Source organism: Micromonospora cremea (assembly GCF_900143515.1).
Taxonomy (GTDB): Bacteria; Actinomycetota; Actinomycetes; order Mycobacteriales; family Micromonosporaceae; genus Micromonospora; species Micromonospora cremea.
The window spans coordinates 414,792-430,480 of record NZ_FSQT01000002.1 but is presented as its reverse complement, the minus strand read 5'-3'; the positions used below and the strand labels follow the sequence as shown (position 1 = coordinate 430,480).

The 15,689-nt window shown below is 73.7% G+C and carries 13 protein-coding genes; 3 read left to right on the top strand and 10 right to left on the bottom strand.

Annotation, left to right across the window (positions count from 1 at the left end; all coding sequences use genetic code 11):
- Nucleotides 1-17: 17 nt before the first annotated feature.
- From BUS84_RS15275 to BUS84_RS15260, 4 genes are all read right to left on the bottom strand, one after another.
- Nucleotides 18-941, bottom strand: a complete 924-nt coding sequence (locus BUS84_RS15275; RefSeq protein ID WP_074313229.1) for an LLM class flavin-dependent oxidoreductase — start codon at nucleotides 939-941, stop codon at nucleotides 18-20.
- A 72-nt stretch (nucleotides 942-1,013) separates the two neighbouring features.
- Nucleotides 1,014-1,517, bottom strand: coding sequence for a hemerythrin domain-containing protein (locus BUS84_RS15270; protein WP_244298583.1), 504 nt, complete (start codon nucleotides 1,515-1,517; stop codon nucleotides 1,014-1,016).
- A 92-nt stretch (nucleotides 1,518-1,609) separates the two neighbouring features.
- Nucleotides 1,610-2,947, bottom strand: coding sequence for a low temperature requirement protein A (locus tag BUS84_RS15265; protein ID WP_074313225.1), 1,338 nt, complete (start codon nucleotides 2,945-2,947; stop codon nucleotides 1,610-1,612).
- Nucleotides 2,948-2,992: 45 nt separating this feature from the next.
- Complete coding sequence (locus BUS84_RS15260) at nucleotides 2,993-3,562, bottom strand: TetR/AcrR family transcriptional regulator (protein WP_074313223.1); 570 nt, start codon at nucleotides 3,560-3,562, stop codon at nucleotides 2,993-2,995.
- A 151-nt stretch (nucleotides 3,563-3,713) separates the two neighbouring features.
- On the opposite strand from BUS84_RS15260, the gene BUS84_RS15255 reads away from it, so the two are divergent.
- Nucleotides 3,714-4,649 carry an SDR family NAD(P)-dependent oxidoreductase gene (locus BUS84_RS15255; protein ID WP_074313221.1) on the top strand — a complete coding sequence of 312 codons (936 nt, stop codon included), beginning with the start codon at nucleotides 3,714-3,716 and terminating at the stop codon, nucleotides 4,647-4,649.
- Between the two features lie 114 nt (nucleotides 4,650-4,763).
- On the opposite strand, the gene sucB is transcribed toward BUS84_RS15255, so the two are convergent.
- Both sucB and lpdA read right to left on the bottom strand, forming a co-directional pair.
- The gene (gene sucB / locus BUS84_RS15250; RefSeq protein WP_074318818.1) at nucleotides 4,764-6,593 is read right to left on the bottom strand and encodes a 2-oxoglutarate dehydrogenase, E2 component, dihydrolipoamide succinyltransferase; all 1,830 of its coding nucleotides are present in this window, start codon (nucleotides 6,591-6,593) and stop codon (nucleotides 4,764-4,766) included.
- Nucleotides 6,594-6,660: 67 nt separating this feature from the next.
- Nucleotides 6,661-8,052 carry a dihydrolipoyl dehydrogenase gene (gene lpdA, locus BUS84_RS15245; protein ID WP_074313219.1) on the bottom strand — a complete coding sequence of 464 codons (1,392 nt, stop codon included), beginning with the start codon at nucleotides 8,050-8,052 and terminating at the stop codon, nucleotides 6,661-6,663.
- A gap of 178 nt (nucleotides 8,053-8,230) precedes the next feature.
- Between lpdA and BUS84_RS15240 the strand changes: the two genes are divergently transcribed.
- Entirely contained in the window at nucleotides 8,231-8,560 is a 330-nt protein-coding gene (locus BUS84_RS15240) for a hypothetical protein (RefSeq protein ID WP_074313217.1), read from the top strand.
- Nucleotides 8,561-8,621: 61 nt separating this feature from the next.
- Here BUS84_RS15240 and BUS84_RS15235 read toward each other — a convergent pair whose 3' ends face one another.
- On the bottom strand, nucleotides 8,622-10,196 hold the full coding sequence (locus tag BUS84_RS15235; RefSeq protein WP_074313215.1) for a leucyl aminopeptidase: 1,575 nt from the start codon (nucleotides 10,194-10,196) through the stop codon (nucleotides 8,622-8,624).
- A 161-nt stretch (nucleotides 10,197-10,357) separates the two neighbouring features.
- Here BUS84_RS15235 and gcvT point away from each other — a divergent pair, with 161 nt between their 5' ends.
- Nucleotides 10,358-11,488, top strand: coding sequence for a glycine cleavage system aminomethyltransferase GcvT (gene gcvT, locus BUS84_RS15230; RefSeq protein WP_074313213.1), 1,131 nt, complete (start codon nucleotides 10,358-10,360; stop codon nucleotides 11,486-11,488).
- A gap of 89 nt (nucleotides 11,489-11,577) precedes the next feature.
- On the opposite strand, the gene BUS84_RS15225 is transcribed toward gcvT, so the two are convergent.
- The 3 genes from BUS84_RS15225 to BUS84_RS15215 form a co-directional block, all read right to left on the bottom strand.
- Nucleotides 11,578-12,876, bottom strand: coding sequence for a DUF2314 domain-containing protein (locus tag BUS84_RS15225; protein ID WP_074313211.1), 1,299 nt, complete (start codon nucleotides 12,874-12,876; stop codon nucleotides 11,578-11,580).
- A 65-nt stretch (nucleotides 12,877-12,941) separates the two neighbouring features.
- The gene (locus BUS84_RS15220) at nucleotides 12,942-13,715 is read right to left on the bottom strand and encodes an adenosylcobinamide-GDP ribazoletransferase (RefSeq protein ID WP_074313209.1); all 774 of its coding nucleotides are present in this window, start codon (nucleotides 13,713-13,715) and stop codon (nucleotides 12,942-12,944) included.
- Nucleotides 13,705-15,657 (bottom strand): bifunctional adenosylcobinamide kinase/adenosylcobinamide-phosphate guanylyltransferase, encoded by a 1,953-nt coding sequence (locus BUS84_RS15215; RefSeq protein ID WP_074313207.1) that lies wholly within the window; start codon nucleotides 15,655-15,657, stop codon nucleotides 13,705-13,707. Before BUS84_RS15215 ends, BUS84_RS15220 begins: the two co-directional genes overlap by 11 nt.
- Nucleotides 15,658-15,689: the final 32 nt, after the last annotated feature.

Below are 15,689 nucleotides of genomic sequence, written 5' to 3'. Positions count from 1 at the left end.
CCCGGTGCCGGAGGCCCTCAGGTGATGGCGGCCAGCCGGGGGAGCAGAGGGGCCAGCGGATCGAGCGCGTCGGCCCGGACCACGTAGCGGGTCACGCCCCAGCGCCGCCGGTGCGCGGCCACCGCCGCGACGATCTCGTCCGCGGTGCCGATCAGCACGAACGGGGTGGCGAGCAGCTCGTCGACGGTCAGGCCGGTCTCCTCGGCGGTGTGCGCGGCGGCAGCCTCCGCGTCGTCGCCCACCACCACCCGCTGCACCAGCGCCTCCAGCGCGGGCGGGGCGTCCCGCCCGGCCGCGCCGGCCGCGACCGCGGCCAGTTGCGCCTCGATCTCCGCGGCCCGCCAGCGCACGTCGTGGCCGTGGCCGTCGGCGAGAGTACGACCGAAGCCGCTGAGCCCGACCACGTCGGCGTGCGCCCCGGCCCAGCGCAGCAGGTCGGTGTTGGCCGTGCCCACCGTCAACGGGATCCGCGGCTGCACCGGTCGGGGCCGGTCCAGTCGCGCGGCGTGCACCGCCAGGTCGGCGGTGTCGACCGTGACCTCCTCGCCGGCCAGCAGCGCCCGCACCGCCTCGGCCACCGCGATGCAGCGACGCACCCGGCCGGCGACGTCCGGGCGCTCCCGCCCCACCGCCCGCCACTCGATCGGGGTGTGGCCGGCGCCGATGCCGAGCCGGGCCCGCCCGCCGGAGACCAGGTCGAGGGTGGCCACGTCGGTGGCGAGCAGCGCCGGCTCCCGGACGCCGGCGTTGGCGACGTACGAGCCGAGTCCGAGCGTCGAGGTGACCGACGCGGCGGCGGCCAGCGCGACGAACGGCGCGGCGACCACGCCCGGGTGGTCGCCGACCAGCAGCGCGTCGTAGCCGGCCGACTCCGCCCGGCGGGCCAGCTCACACCAGCCGGCGGCGTCGGACGGGCTCGCCTGGATCGAGAAGGTGACCATGGGTCAAGCCTGCCGTCCACCGAGCCTCCCGGCCAGTGCGCAAGCGCCGGTTCTGCCGAGGGGAGACAGGCGTCAGCCGACGGGGGGCGCGGCCAGGCCGAGGAGTTCCTCGACCGTCCCGGGCCGACCGGTGAGCGCGTTGAGCGCGGTGACCAGCCTCTTCTCCTCGTACCGGAAGTGCGACTCCAGCAGCGCGGCCAGCCCGTCCAGCTCGGCGCGCAGCCGGGCCACCGGCACCGGCGTGGGATCGCCCAGCAGCTCCTCGACCCGGCCCAGGATCCCCGCGACCACCTCGTGGTCGGCGATCAGGTTGGCGAGGACCGGGCGCAGTTCGGGGACCTGGTCGGCCAGCAGCCGGAACGCGCCGTCGTCCTCACCGGTGTGGTGCCGGCCGAGCGCGGCACAGAAGGTCAGGCAGTGGGCCCGCAAATCCCGCGACGGGCGGGCCTCGCCGGGGCCGTCGGCGTCGAGGCTCGCCCGGAGGCGGGCCAGCTCCGCGCCGAGCCAGAGGTGGATCTCGATCATCTGATTGCCGACGGCGGCGAGCCGGCCGGCCGGTGAATCGGGTGGGTGCACGTTCGTCCCATGCTGTCCCCGCGCCTCCATGCCCACGGCGGCCTTCGTGCCGGGTGCACCGCGACGCTGAGCCGTAGCCTATCCGGGCGGGGTCACGGCGTGGTCGGCTCGTCGGGCTCCTTGAGGTGCCAGTCGGCCCGGAAGTCGGCCTCGTGGGCCTCGTGGACGGTCCGTTCCTGAAAGACGGCGGACCGCAGCGCGTGCCGCGACTCCGACATCACCAGCACCTCGACGGCCACCAGCCCGACGCAGATCGCGGTGAGGAGGGTGAGCGCGCCCAGCGCCGGCAGGTGCTGCCCGATCGGCAGGGCCGCCGCCAGCACCACCAGCACCCCGACCCGGGTCCAGGTGACGGTGTGCAGGGTGCGCAGTTGGAACAGCATGTTCGCGGCGAGGTAACAGATCACCCCGCCGAATAGCATCGGCACGGCGGGCCCCTCGATCCGTTGCGCGGGCCCGCCGGCCGGGTCGGTGATCTGGTGCAGGATCTCCTCGCTACCGATGGAGAAGAGGATCACCGCGGCGATCATCGGCAGGTAGAGGTACGCGTACGCGTCGCGGGCCATCGCCACCCGGGGGCCGCCCTCCGCCGCGTGCAGGGCGATCCGGGCGGCCGGGCCGATGAAGTCGAAGTGCGCCCACCACAGGGCGGCGGTGAAGAAGATTCCGAGCGAGGCGGCGGCCACCGCCGGCCAGGTGACCGGCTTGCCGACGAGCAGGTTGCCGCCGACGCCCACGGAGATCACGGACTCGCCCAGCGCGATGATCAGGATGAGGTCGTAGCGCTCCGTCCAGTGCTCGGCGCTGGTCACCCCCCAGCCCCAGGTGCCGACGATGAAGCCGGTGGCGTACTGGACCAGCACCACGGCGATCCACAGGGCGTCGCGGACCATCGCGGCCTGATCGGGCTCGGCGATCAGTGGCGGCACCAGCGCGGCGGCCAGCAGCAGGACGATGCTCGCCGCCAGCTCCGGGGCGAACCGGCGTAGCTGTCGGCGCTCCTGCGGGCTGTCCCGCACCACATGCTGGTACAAGATCATGTGGATGCCCCGGACCACGACGTAGCTGATGGCCACCAGCATCGGTCCGGCGGTGCCGCGCTTCGGGTCGGTGAAAGCCTGCGGCAGCGCCAGCGCGAACGCGAACAGGGCGGCCATGGCGATCACCATGAGCACCGGCACGTAGCCCTCGCCGAGCCGGACCCGGGTGGCGACCAGGCTGTGCACCACCCAGATCCACCAGAGCACGGCGAGCACCAGGCCGGCGTGCAGGAGCTGCCGGCCGGAGATGTTCGCGGCGGTCGCCCGCGTGATGATGAAGAACGAGAAGACGAAGACCAGATCGAAGAAGACCTCGAATTTGTCCACCCGGGCACCGGGGGCGATCGGGACGGCGGGCCCCAGTCGCCCACGCCGCCGGTAGCCGCCCACGGTCCCACTCTGGCAGCGTCCGGCATCACCGGAGGCCGGAACAGGTCAGCCGGCTCGACGGTGCCGCAGACCGTCCATGAGCAGGTCGAGCAGCCGGTCGGCCTGGGCGCGCTCGCCAGCGGCCAGGGAGATCCCGCTCAGGCTGACAAGCACGTCTGCGGCGTCGACGTCGGCCCGTACGGTGCCGGCCGCGGCGCCGGCGGCCAGCAGCCGGTCGAGCGCCTCCAGTAGCCGGTCCCGGCTCTGCGCGAACGGGTTGGTGCCGGCGGCGATCACCAGCCGCAGGGCGTCGGCCATCCCGCGCTTGGTGGCGAGGTAGTCGATGAACCGGGACATCCAGCCCCGTAGCGCCCGGTCCGGCGGTAGCTGGTCGAGCAGGTCCAACGCGGCATCGCAGAGTTTGCCCAGCTCGTTGCGGTACGCCGCCTCGATCAGCGCCTCGCGGGTGGGGAAGTGACGGTAGAGGGTGCCGATGCCCACCCCGGCCTCCCGGGCGATGGCGTCGAGCGTTACCTCCGGCCCGGGGCGGGAAAACGCCTGGATCGCGGCCTCCAGCAGCCGCTCGCGGTTGCGCAGGGCATCCGCCCGCAGCGGGCGGGGGCTGGTCTCCGGCACATCTTCTCCTTTGCTGGTGCGGGCCGACGGGTTCACCCCGGAAGTGGTATCCGGAGGAAGCTCCGGTTAGTCTCGAACGTAGCGGAGGATCCTCCGCTTCCATCGTAGCGGCGGGCCGGATCGGTCCGCCCCACCCGAACAAGGATGGATCATGACGACGAGCACCCCGATCACCACACCGTTCACCCATGACTCCACCGCCATGGACGTGATCCAGGGCGTGGACCTCGGCGGCCGGCGGGCGATCGTCACCGGCGGGTCGTCTGGCATCGGCGTCGAGACCGCCCGGGCCCTGGCCAGCGCCGGCGCGCAGGTCACCCTGGCCGTGCGCAACACCGACGCCGGGCAGCGCGCCGCCGACGACATCACCGCCGGCACCGGCAACGACCGGATCCTGGTCGCCCCGCTCGACCTCGCCGACCAGGGCTCGGTCGCCGACTTCGTGGCCAACTGGGACGGCCCACTGCACATGCTGGTCAACAACGCCGGCATCATGGCGTCGCCCGAGATGCGGACCCCACAGGGCTGGGAGATGCAGTTCGCCACCAACCACCTGGGGCACTTCGCGCTCGCCACCGGGCTGCGCCCGGCGCTGTCCGCCGCCGGCGGGGCCCGGATCGCCTCGGTCAGCTCCGCCGCCCACCTACGCTCGCCGGTGGTCTTCCAGGACATCCAGTACGAGCGCCGGCCGTACGAGCCGTGGGAGGCGTACGGGCAGTCGAAGACGGCGAACGTGCTCTTCGCCGTGGAGGTGACCCGGCTCTGGGCCGACGACGGCATCGTGGCCAACTCGCTGATGCCCGGAGCGATCCAGACCAACCTCCAGCGCTACGTCAGCGAGGAGGAGCTGAACCGGCTCCGCGCGGGCAACGCGGCGGCGTGGAAGACCGTCGAGCAGGGCGCCGCCACCTCGGTGCTGGTCGCCGCCTCACCGCTGCTCGACGGGGTCGGCGGGCGCTACTTCGAGGACTGCCAGGAGGCCGGGCTGGCCGCGCCCGGCGACCGGCGCGGTGTCGCCCCGTACGCGCTGGACCCGGAGGCCGCCGAGCGGCTCTGGCAGGTCTCGACCGCCCTGCTCAAGGGCTGAGCGGGCAGCGCCGGCCGGGGTCCGCCCCGACCGGCGCTCACCGCGCTACGGACCCAGGAACGGCGAAAGGGCGCCCCGGTCGACGACCGGGGCGCCCTTTCGACTGGCTCGGGATCAGGCCAGGCCCAGCTCCGACTCGAAGTTGCCGGCCTCCAGCCGCTCCTTGACCGCGGCCAGGAAGCGGGCGGCGTCGGCGCCGTCGATCAGCCGGTGGTCATACGACATGGCCAGGTAGACCATCGACCGGACCGCGACGACCTCGCCCAGATCCGGGTCGTTGACCACGACCGGACGCTTGACCACGGCACCCGTGCCGAGCATCGCCGACTGCGGCGACGGCACGATCGGGGTGTCGAAGAGCGCACCCCGGCTGCCCGTGTTGGTCAGCGTGAACGTCGCCCCGGCGAGCTCATCCGGGCTGATCTTGTTGGTCCGGGTCCGCTCGGCCAGGTCCGCGACCCGCTTGGCGATGCCGCCCAGGTTGAGGTCACCGGCGTTGTGGATGACCGGCACCAGCAGGCCCCGCTCGGTGTCCACGGCGATGCCGAGGTGCTCCGCCTCCGGGTAGGTGATCGTCCCGCCCGCCAGGTCCAGCTGGGCGTTGACGATCGGGTACGTCTGCAGCGCCTCGACGGCCGCCAGGGCGAAGAACGGCAGGAAGGACAGCTTCACGCCGTGGCGCTGCTGGAAGGAGTCCTTCGCCTGCGCCCGCAGCTTGGCGATCCGGGTGACGTCCACCTCGACGACCGTGGTGAGCTGCGCCATCTCGTGCAGCGACTCGTGCATCCGCGTGGCGATGGCCTTACGGATCCGGGGGAGCTTCTCGGTGGTGCCCCGCTTGCCGCTCGGCTGCGGCTTGGCGGCCGGCTTCGCCGGGGCCGCCGACGGCGCGGCGGCCGGCTGCTGCGGGGCGGCCGGAGCCGCCTTCGCCTTGGCCTTCTCGGCCGCCTCCAGCACGTCCTGCTTGCGGATCCGGCCACCCACGCCGGTGCCGTTCAGCGAGGACAGGTCGACGCCGTGCTCGCTGGCCAGCTTGCGCACCAGCGGAGTGACGTACCCGGCGGCCTCCTCGCCGCCACCCTGCGCCGGGGCGGACGGGCGCTGCGGCGTCGGGGTCGGCGCGGCCGGCTGCGAAGCCTGCTCGGCCTTCACCGGCTGCGCCGAGGTCTCGGCCTCCGCGGACGGCTCGTTGTACGACGTGCCCGGCGTGGGCTCCTCGACCTTCGGCTCCGGCTTCGGCTCGGCCTTGGGCGCCGGCCTGGCCTCCGCCTTCGGCTCGGGCTTCGGTTCGGGCTTGGGCTGCGCGGGCGCGGCACCGGCGACGCCGATGATCGCCAGGTCGGCGCCGACCGCGGCGGTCTCGTCCTCGGCGACCTTGATCTCCAGCACCGTGCCGGCGACCGGCGACGGGATCTCGGTGTCGACCTTGTCGGTGGAGACCTCCAGCAGAGGCTCGTCCACCTCGATGGTCTCGCCGACCTGCTTGAGCCAGCGGGTGACCGTACCCTCGGTGACGCTCTCGCCCAGGGCCGGCATCTTCACCGCGGTGCCCTGGCCCGCACCGGCGGCGGCCGGGGCCTCGTCCTGGGCCACCTCGTCCGCGGTGCCCTCGGCGGCGGCCGTCGGCTCGGCGGCCGGCTCGACCGACTCGGCCGGAGCCTGCTGCTGCTCCTGCGGGGCGGCCTCGCCGCCACCGGCCGACTCGCCCTCACCGGCGATGACAGCCAGCTCGCTGCCGACCTCCGCGGTCTCGTCCTCGCCGACCACGATCCGGCTCAGCACTCCCGCCGCGGGTGACGGGATCTCGGTGTCGACCTTGTCGGTCGAGACCTCGAGCAGTGGCTCGTCGACCTCGACGGTGTCGCCCTCCTGCTTGAGCCAGCGAGTGACGGTGCCCTCGGTGACGCTCTCGCCGAGCCGGGGCATGGTGACCGATACCGGCATGTTCTGAGACTCCTTCATTCCCCTGGTGGGATCTTCGCCCGTCGCCGGACGCCGCGGGTTGTCGTGATCAGGCGTGCGAGTGCAGCGGCTTGCCGGCGAGAGCCATGTGCGCCTCGCCCAGGGCCTCGCTCTGGGTCGGGTGGGCGTGCACGAGCTGGGCGACCTCCGCCGGGTAGGCCTCCCAGTTGTAGATGAGCTGCGCCTCGCCAACGAGCTCACCCACCCGGGCGCCGACCATGTGCACGCCGACCACCGGGCCGTCGTCCACCCGGACAAGCTTCACGAAGCCGGCCGTCTTGAGGATCTGGCTCTTGCCGTTGCCACCCAGGTTGTAGTTGTACGTCTTGACCTTGTCGGCGCCGTACTGCTCCTTGGCCTTCGCCTCGGTCAGGCCGACCGACGCCAGCTCCGGGTCGGAGTACGTGACCCGCGGGATGCCGACCTCGTCGATCACGGCCGGGTTCTGGCCGGCGATCTCCTCGGCGACGAAGATGCCCTGCTGGAAGCCGCGGTGCGCGAGCTGGAGGCCGGGCACGATGTCGCCGACCGCGTAGACGTTCGGCACGCTGGTGCGCAGCCGCTCGTCGGTCAGCACGTAGCCGCGGTCCATCTTGACGCCCTGCTCCTCGTACCCGAGGTTGGCGGTGGTCGGGCCGCGACCGACGGCGACGAGCAGCAGCTCGGCCTCGACGGTCTCGCCGCCCTGGATGGTCAGCTTGACGCCGGTCTCGGTCTTCTCGACCTTCTCGAACGGCTTGCCGACCTTGAAGTTGATCTTCCGCTTGCGGAACGCCCGCTCCAGCGCCTTCGACGACTCCTCGTCCTCGGCGGCCACCAGGCGGGGCAGCGCCTCGACGATCGTCACGTCGACGCCGAAGGACTTCCACACGCTGGCGAACTCGACGCCGATCACGCCGCCGCCGAGCACGATCACCGACGACGGCACCCGGTCCAGGGTGAGCGCGTGGTCGCTGGTGATGATCCGCTCGCCGTCGACCTCCAGGCCGGGCAGGCTCTTGGCGTACGAGCCGGAGGCCAGGATGATGTTGCGGCCGGTGTAACGCTTGCCGTCGACCTCGACCACGTTGCTGCCGACCAGCTTGCCGGCGCCGGCCACGAGGGTGATGTTCTTCGAGCCGCCCACCAGGCCCTGCAGGCCCTTGTACAGGCGGGAGATCACGCCGTCCTTGTAGGAGTTGACCCCGGCCATGTCGATCCCGACCAGCTCGGCCTTGATACCGAACTGCTCCGACTCGCGGGTCTGGTCGGCGATCTCGGCGGCGTGCAGCAGGGCCTTCGTCGGGATGCAGCCGTTGTGCAGGCAGGTGCCGCCCAGCTTGCCCTTCTCGATCAGCGCGACGGAGAGGTCCAGTTGGGCGGCGCGCAGCGCCGCCGCGTAGCCGCCGCTGCCACCTCCGAGGATGACGATGTCGAAGGTTGCGTCGTTCGGCTCGCTCACGTCCAACTCCCAGGTCGCGTCACTGCATCGGGGGTCACGGAGGGGTAACAGGGACACACCCCACCTCGGTCATCTTGTCACCACTGGGCACAGGGTGCGTACTGAGGTGCCCAACGACACGTCGGCGACACGTACCCTTGGCACCGTTATCGATGACGGAGCATGGGGGAGAGGTCCGGTGGGGTTGTTCCGGCGCCGCAAACAGGCGCGTGTGCCCAGCCACGACCGCGCGGCGGATCGTGGTGATCTGGATCATCTCGAAAACTTCGTCCGGAGCCGGCGTGGCGTCGAGGCGTACATCGAACCGCGGACGACGGTGACGGAGACCACCGTCATCCTGATCGCCGACGACGGGGAGTGGACCCGCCGGCGCATCGACGGCCCGGACGGCGCGCGGCGCTTCGCGTACCGGATGGGGATCCCGGTGTACGACGTCCGGCTGATGGGCTACCCGCAGCGGATGCGCGACTTCAACGAGCGCCGCAAGCGCCGGCCCGAGCGGTACTGAGATGCGAGGAAGGGCCCCTTGTTGACGCCAGGCGTCAACAAGGGGCCCTTCCTCGCATCTGTCAGCCGTTGACGGCGACGTCCTCGACCAGCTGCACCAGGGTGCGGACCGGCACGCCGGTGCCGCCCTTGGTCCAGTAGCCGGTCGGCTCGCCGGAGTGGTAGCCCGGCCCGGCGATGTCGATGTGCGCCCACGCCACGTCGTCGGTCACGAACTCGCGCAGGAACACTCCGCCCTGCAACATGTGCCCGGCCCGGTCCATCCCGGCGTTGACCTGCGAGATGTCTGCCACGTCGGAGTCCATGCCCTTGCGCACGTCGTCCGGCAGCGGCATCGGCCAGGCCGGCTCGCCGACCGAGTCGCCGACCGTCCGGACCCGCTCGCACAGCTCCGGGGTGCCCATGACGCCGGCCACGCGCTTGCCCAGCGCGATCACCTGGCCGCCGGTCAGGGTGGAGGTCTCGAACAGGTAGTCCGTGCCGTCCTCGCAGGCGCGGGCGATCGCGTCGGCCAGGATCATCCGGCCCTCGGCGTCGGTGTTGAGCACCTCCACCTTCTTGCCGCTGTACATGCTGATGACGTCACCCGGCCGGTAGCTGGTGCCCGACGGCATGTTCTCCGCCATCGGCAGGTAGGCGCTGACCGCCACCGTCGGCTTGAGCGCGGCGATCGCCAGCATGGCGGCACCCACGGCGGCGGCGCCCGCCATGTCGGACTTCATCTCCCACATGCCCTGCGCCGGCTTGATCGAGATGCCGCCGGTGTCGAAGGTGATCCCCTTGCCGACCAGCGCGACCCGCTTGCCGTTGCCGCCGTCCTGCGGGGTGTAGGTGAGCTTCACCAGGCGCGGCGGGGCCTCCGAGCCCTGCCCGACCGCGACGATGCCGCCGTACCCGCCGGCGGCCAGGGCCGCCTCGTCCAGCACCTCGACGCCCAGGCCCGCCGCACGGGCGGCGTCGGCCACCGCGTCGGCGAACGACGGCGGACGCAGCTCATTCGGCGCGGTGTTCACCCAGTCCCGGCTGAGCCGGACCGCGCCCGCCACCACCTGCGCCCGGCTGATCTCCGCCAGGGCGCCCGCGTCGCCGGCGTCCGGCACCGAGACCAGCACCTCGGCCACCGGCTCCCGTCGGGTCGGCTGCGGCCGGGTCTTGTAGCCGGCGAACCGGTACCCGCCGAGCAGCGCGCCCTCCGCGACCGCGCGCAGCGCGGCCGGCGCGTCGGCGTCGTCCGGCAGTGGCATGGCCAGCGCCACCTTCGACGCGCCCGCCAAGGCACGGATCGCGGCGCCGGCCGCCCGGCGCAGGGTCTCCGGGGCCGGGGCGGCACCCGACGGCTCCGGGCCGAGCCCGACCGCCGTGACCAGCGGGGCGGTGACCGTGCCCAGCGTGGCCAGCTTGATCACCTCGCCCGGGCCGCCGGTCGCGCCGAGCAGCGCCAGCGTCTCGGTCAGCTTGCCGTCGAACGCGGCGGCGATGCTCTCCGCGCCGCTGGCGAGCAGCAGGGTGCCGGCGAGGCCGCCGGTGGCGCCCTGCTCTCCGGTCTGGCTGTGCACGCCGATCACGATCGCGTCGACGGCGAGCTCCGCCGGGTCGGTGTCGACCAGGCTCAGGGTGGTGGTGCGGGGCGATGTCACTGAAGCTACTCCGGGCGGGCCGGGCCGGCCGCGTCGTCGCGTACCGGCGATGAAGGTCTCCGGCGGAACGTACCCGCCGGACGTCAGGGCTGTCCCGTCGATGACGCCGACGGGTCCCGCCGATGCTAACCAGCGGCGTTGCCCCCGGTAAGTTGCCACCCATGACCGACGTGACCTCCGACGCCGCCGCGACCCGGCTGCGCCGTTCCCCGCTGCACGAGCGGCACACCGCCGCCGGCGCCAAGTTCGCCCCCTTCGGGGGCTGGGAGATGCCGCTGGAGTACGCCGGCGGCGGGGTGCTCAAGGAGCACACCGCGGTGCGGAGCGCGGTGGGGGTCTTCGACGTGTCGCACCTGGGCAAGGCCCGGGTGAGCGGCCTTGGCGCCGCGGACTTCGTCAACGCCTGCCTGAGCAACGACCTGGGTCGGATCGGGCCCGGCCGGGCGCAGTACACGCTCTGCTGCGACGACGCCACCGGCGGCGTGGTGGACGACATCATCGCCTACCTGTACGCCGACGACCACGTCTTCCTGATCCCGAACGCGGCGAACACCGCCGAGGTGGTCCGCCGGCTGCGGGCCGCCGCGCCGGAGCAGATCACCGTCACCGACGAGCACGAGGCGTACGCCGTGCTGGCCGTGCAGGGCCCGCGCTCGGCCGAGCTGCTGGGCGCCCTGGGCCTGCCCAACGAGCACGGCTACATGAGTTTCTCCGCCGCCACCCTGGCCGGGGTCGAACTGACGGTCTGCCGCACCGGCTACACCGGGGAGCTGGGCTACGAGCTGGTCGTGCCGGCGGCGCACGCGGTCACGGTCTGGGACGCGCTCTTCGCCGCCGGCGAGAGCTTCGGGCTGCGCGCCTGCGGGCTGGCCGCCCGGGACACGCTGCGCACCGAGATGGGCTACCCGCTGCACGGGCAGGACCTGTCCCTGGACATCACCCCGGTGCAGGCACGGTCCGGCTGGGCGGTGGGCTGGGACAAGCCGGCCTTCTGGGGCCGCGACGCGCTGCGCGCCGAGAAGGCCGACGGCCCCCGGCGTACGCTGCGCGGCCTGGTGGCCGTCGATCGGGCCATTCCGCGGCCGGGGATGACCCTGCACGTCGGTGACGTGCAGGTCGGCACTGTCACCAGCGGCACCTTCTCGCCGACCCGCAAGCAGGGCATCGCGCTGGCCCTGCTGGACACCGACGCCAAGCTCGCCGACGGCGACCTCGTCGAGGTCGAGATCCGTGGCCGCCGCGCCCCCATGCAGGTGACCAAACCCCCGTTCGTCAACCCCTCAGTCAAGTAACCCCCCCCGTCCCCCACCCCGTCGATCATGAAGTTATTGCCACCGCTGTCGGCGTGTCCCGGCAATAACTTCATGATCAACGCCGAGGGTCAGGGGGTTGTGGGGGTTGGGGGTTCGCCGGAGTCGAGGACGGCCTGGGTCCAGCCGCCCTCGATCACGCCGGTGCCGTCCAGCACCGCCCAGTCGACCACGTCGGTCGCCTCCACCACGACCGGGGCGCCGATCCGCACCGAGGGGTCGGTGGCGGCGTCGCTGGCGCTCACGCCGACGATCCGCTCCGGGGTCTCCCACGAGGTGACGCCGGCCCAGACGTACTCCGGCCCGTCGTCGCCGGGCAGGCCGTACTTGACCACCAACTGGGACTCCGCGGGCAGCCTGCCGGCGACGAACCGGGCCCGCGCGTCGTCCAGCGCCGCCCGGGCGGTGGCGACCGCGCGGCTCATCGCGTCGCCGGAGCGGGCGTAGCGCACGTCCGGCTGGATCCCGGAGAACAGCGTCGCGCAGGCGGCGGCGTAGTAGCGCCCGTCCGGACCCGGATGCCCGGCCGGCGGGCGCAGGCTGAGGAACGAGTCGGCCTCCGGGTCGGTCGCCGGGTCCAGTTCCAGGCGCAGCAGCACCGGCGCGGTCGCACCGTGCTGCTCCGGGTTGCCGTACGCCACCGCAATGTCGTGCCCGGTCACCGTAGCCAGCACCGGCAGCTGCACGAACGCCGGCACCTCCTCGCCGGAGAGCCCGTCGGTCCAGTCCCGCAGCAGCCGTCGCGCCGCCCCGGTCATCACCGCGCCCCAGGCCCGGGTGAGGTGGTCGGGCACCCCCTGGGTCTGCAACTCCAGCAGCCCGAAGCGGCGCAGCCCCTTGGTGGTGAACCACAGCCCCTCCGCGTCGGAGGAGTACGGCACCAGCACCCAGTCCACCAGCCGGATCCGGCCCTGCTCGTCGGGGAGCGAGCGCAGCGCGGTCGCCGGGTCGAGGAACTGCAGGCCGAAGACGTCCACCACGTCGCTGTCGACGGACTCCGCCACCGCCGCCGCCACCGCCCGGGCCGCCCACTCGTGCGCCGGCGGCCAGCCGGGCCGGTACTCGGCCTGCACCACCACCAAATGGGTCGCCGCGGCCAGCCGCGCCAGCTGCGCCTCGGTGGCGCCGAACGCGGTGAGCAGATCCGGTGGCAGCTCGGGGAACTCGGCGATCGGCCGGGTGTCCACGCTCATCAGCGGGCTGTCCAGCATCTGCCGGGCCAGCCCGTGCACCGGCTCGGCCAGCCGGCCGGTCAGCGCCGCCACCGCGGTCTTCGCACTGACCTTCGGCAGCCCCGTCATCGGCACCAGGTAGGTCGCGCTGAGCGACTCCGGGACCGGTACGGGCAGGAAGTCGTCCGTGATGAGCATTCTCGTTCCCCCGAGGCCGCGCCGGCGCTGTCGAGGCGAACGCTACCCGGCCCGCCTCACCGGGTTCAGCCGGACAGCACCAGACCCAGGTAGACCAGCGTGGTGACAACCTCGACGGTCGCGCCGAGCACGTCGCCGGTCATCCCGCCGAAACGGCGTACCACGTGGGCCAGCAGCGGCACCGTGACGGCGAACGCGGCGGCGACGGCCAGCGGCCCCTGCCATGGGCGGCCCGGCACCGCGGGAACCGCCAGCAGCACGACGGTGATCGCGCCGGCGGCCAGCGCCACCGGGCCGACCGTGCCGGCCACCATCGCGCCCAGCCCGTCCGGCCGTGCCGCCGGTACGCCCCGCCGGCAGGCCGCCGTCACACCCAGCCGGCCGGCGGCGGTCGCCGCGACCACCGCCGCGAGGCATGCCGGCCAGGACCGATTGGCCAGTTCGGCGAGCGCCGCCGCCTGCACCAGCAGGACGACCACCAGGGCGACCACCCCGAACGGGCCGACGTCCGGCTTCTTCATGATCTCCAGCGCGGCCGCGCCCCGCCGGTACGAGCCGAGCGCGTCCACGGTGTCGGCCAGCCCGTCCAGGTGCAACCCCCGGGTGAGCAGGGCGGCCGCACCGACCGTCACGCCGGCGGCCACCAGTGGGGGAGCGAACGTGCCAGCCAGCAGCAGCACGCCGGCCAGCAGCGCGCCGAGCAGGGCGCCGACCGCCGGGGCGAGCGCCATCGCCGTGCCAGCCACCGGGCGGTCGATCCGTCCGGCCCGGACCGGCAACGTGCTGAACGTGGTGACCGCCAGCCGGGCCCCCGCGGCGAGCCGCGACTCAGCCGGCACGCCAGCCCGACGCCGGCTGCTCGTCCGCCCCGGTGGTGGCCGGGCCCGGCCCGGCCGGCTCCGGCTCGGCGTAGTCGGGCTCGGTGTCCTCCGGCTCGGTGTCCTCCGGCTCGGTGTCCTCCGGCTCGGTCTCCTCCGGCTCGGTCTCCTCCGGCTCCTCGGCGCCCTGGTCCGGCTCCCCGCCGCCGGCCAGCGACGGGTGGACCGGCAGCGCGGCGGCCAGGGACAGCACCGAGCGCAGCAGCGGGAGCGCGACCAGCGCGTTGGCCCCCTCGCCGAGATCCAGCCGCAGGTCGAGCAGCGGTGTGAGGCCGAGCACGTCGGCGGCCAGCCGCACCGCCGGGTGACCGCCGTCGTCGGCGAGCAGGCACCAGTGCCGCGCCTGCCCGGCCAGGTCGCGGCTGACCATGCCCGCGGCCAGCCCGACCGGCCCGTCCAGCAGCACCGGCATCCGGCGGGCGGTGGCGCCGAGCAGCACGCCGGTGGCCACCGCCACGTCGCCGCCGCCCAGTTCGGCCAGCACGTCCTTGGCGCCCCGAGGCGAGCGGCGGGTGCGGTGCAACGCGTCGCGTACCGCCGCGCAGCGGATCATCCACGCCGCGTCGTCGATCTCGCCGGAGTGGGTGATCACCCGACCGAGCACGGCCGGCGGCTCGGCGCCCGCGGTGGCCGCCAGCACCGCCGCGGCGGCGGCCTCGGTGCCGGCGCCGCACGCGGCCAGCACCAGCAGCTGTACGCCGGCGTCGGCGGCCTGCTCGGCCAACCGCCAGCCGTAGCGCAGCGCCGACTCCACCTGCTCGAGGGTGAGCGCCGGCTGGTCCTCCATGGGCGCGGCGCCTGGAGTGTCCACCACCTGGAGGCTGGCTCCACTCTCGGCGGCCAGCCGGGCCAACGCGCCCTGCCCGGCGCGGGCCTGCCCGGCCCGACGTGCCGACTCGCCGGCGACGGTGCCGGCCGAGGCCCCGCCAGCGTGGTCACCGTGCAGCAGCAGCACCCGCACGGAGTTCCAGGCGACCGGGGTCGAGGTGCCCTGCGTGGCGGCGGCAAAGCCGACGACGCGGTCCAGCACGCCCAGCCCGGCGCCGGGCACGTCCAACGTGGCCAGCCGGTCCACCGCCTGGGGGCCGGTGTACTCGTCGGGCATCGGCAGCTCCATGCCCGGCTGGATGACCAGCCCGGTGGCCACCATCGGCAGCGCCATGGTCGGCGCGGCCCAGGGGTTGCCGGGCTCCTGGTTCGGGGCAGCCGGCGGCGTGTGGGTCAGCACGTCCGGCAGCTGCACCTCGGGGGTGGGCTCGACGTCGGCCGAATCCACTCCGACCGGCCCGGACCCGACCGGCGCGGTCCGGGTGGCGGGTGCCGCCGGCACGGCACCGGCGGCGGTCGCGGGCGGCACGGCCGGCTTCAGCCAGGCCGGCTGGCCGGCGACCACCAGCACCACCGCGTCGCAGGCGTCGGCGACCGCCCGGTTGGCCGCGCCGAGCGCGTCGGTGAACGCCCGGCCCAGCGGCGTGGTGGGCACCAGGGACAACCCCACCTCGGGGCTGACCAGCACCACCCGCGCCGGGCAGGCGCGGATCGCCTCGGCCAGCTCAGCGATGGTCGCCACGTCGTCGGCGGGCTGATGGTCCGGGTCGAGCAGCACCGTCACCCAGCCGCCGAGGTCGTCCACGAGCAGCGTCTCGTTGGGCTGGGCGGACGCGAGGACGTCGGCCAGCCGCCGCGGGTCGGCCGCGGTCTCCTCGGTGCTCCAGCTGCCCGGCCGCCGGGCGCGGTGCGCGGCCAGGCGGCTCGCCCACTCGGTGTCCTCCGGGTCGCCCTCCGCAGCGGTGGCGAGATATCGGACCACCGGCGCGTCGGTGACCAGGGACTCGGCGAACTCGGACTTGCCGGACCGGATACCGCCGAGCACCAGGACCGTGTTCCACCCGTCAACGGACATGCCCGTACCTTAAGGCCGCCCGGCGTCCCGCT

What these genes read in the sequence shown, in the direction of transcription:
- BUS84_RS15275 (WP_074313229.1), bottom strand. Translation starts at nt 941, where the DNA reads ATGGTCACCTTCTCGATCCAGGCGAGCCCGTCCGACGCCGCCGGCTGG.
- BUS84_RS15255 (WP_074313221.1), top strand. Translation starts at nt 3,714, where the DNA reads ATGACGACGAGCACCCCGATCACCACACCGTTCACCCATGACTCCACC.
- sucB (WP_074318818.1), bottom strand. Translation starts at nt 6,593, where the DNA reads ATGCCGGTATCGGTCACCATGCCCCGGCTCGGCGAGAGCGTCACCGAG.
- gcvT (WP_074313213.1), top strand. Translation starts at nt 10,358, where the DNA reads ATGACCGACGTGACCTCCGACGCCGCCGCGACCCGGCTGCGCCGTTCC.
- BUS84_RS15225 (WP_074313211.1), bottom strand. Translation starts at nt 12,876, where the DNA reads ATGCTCATCACGGACGACTTCCTGCCCGTACCGGTCCCGGAGTCGCTC.
- BUS84_RS15215 (WP_074313207.1), bottom strand. Translation starts at nt 15,657, where the DNA reads ATGTCCGTTGACGGGTGGAACACGGTCCTGGTGCTCGGCGGTATCCGG.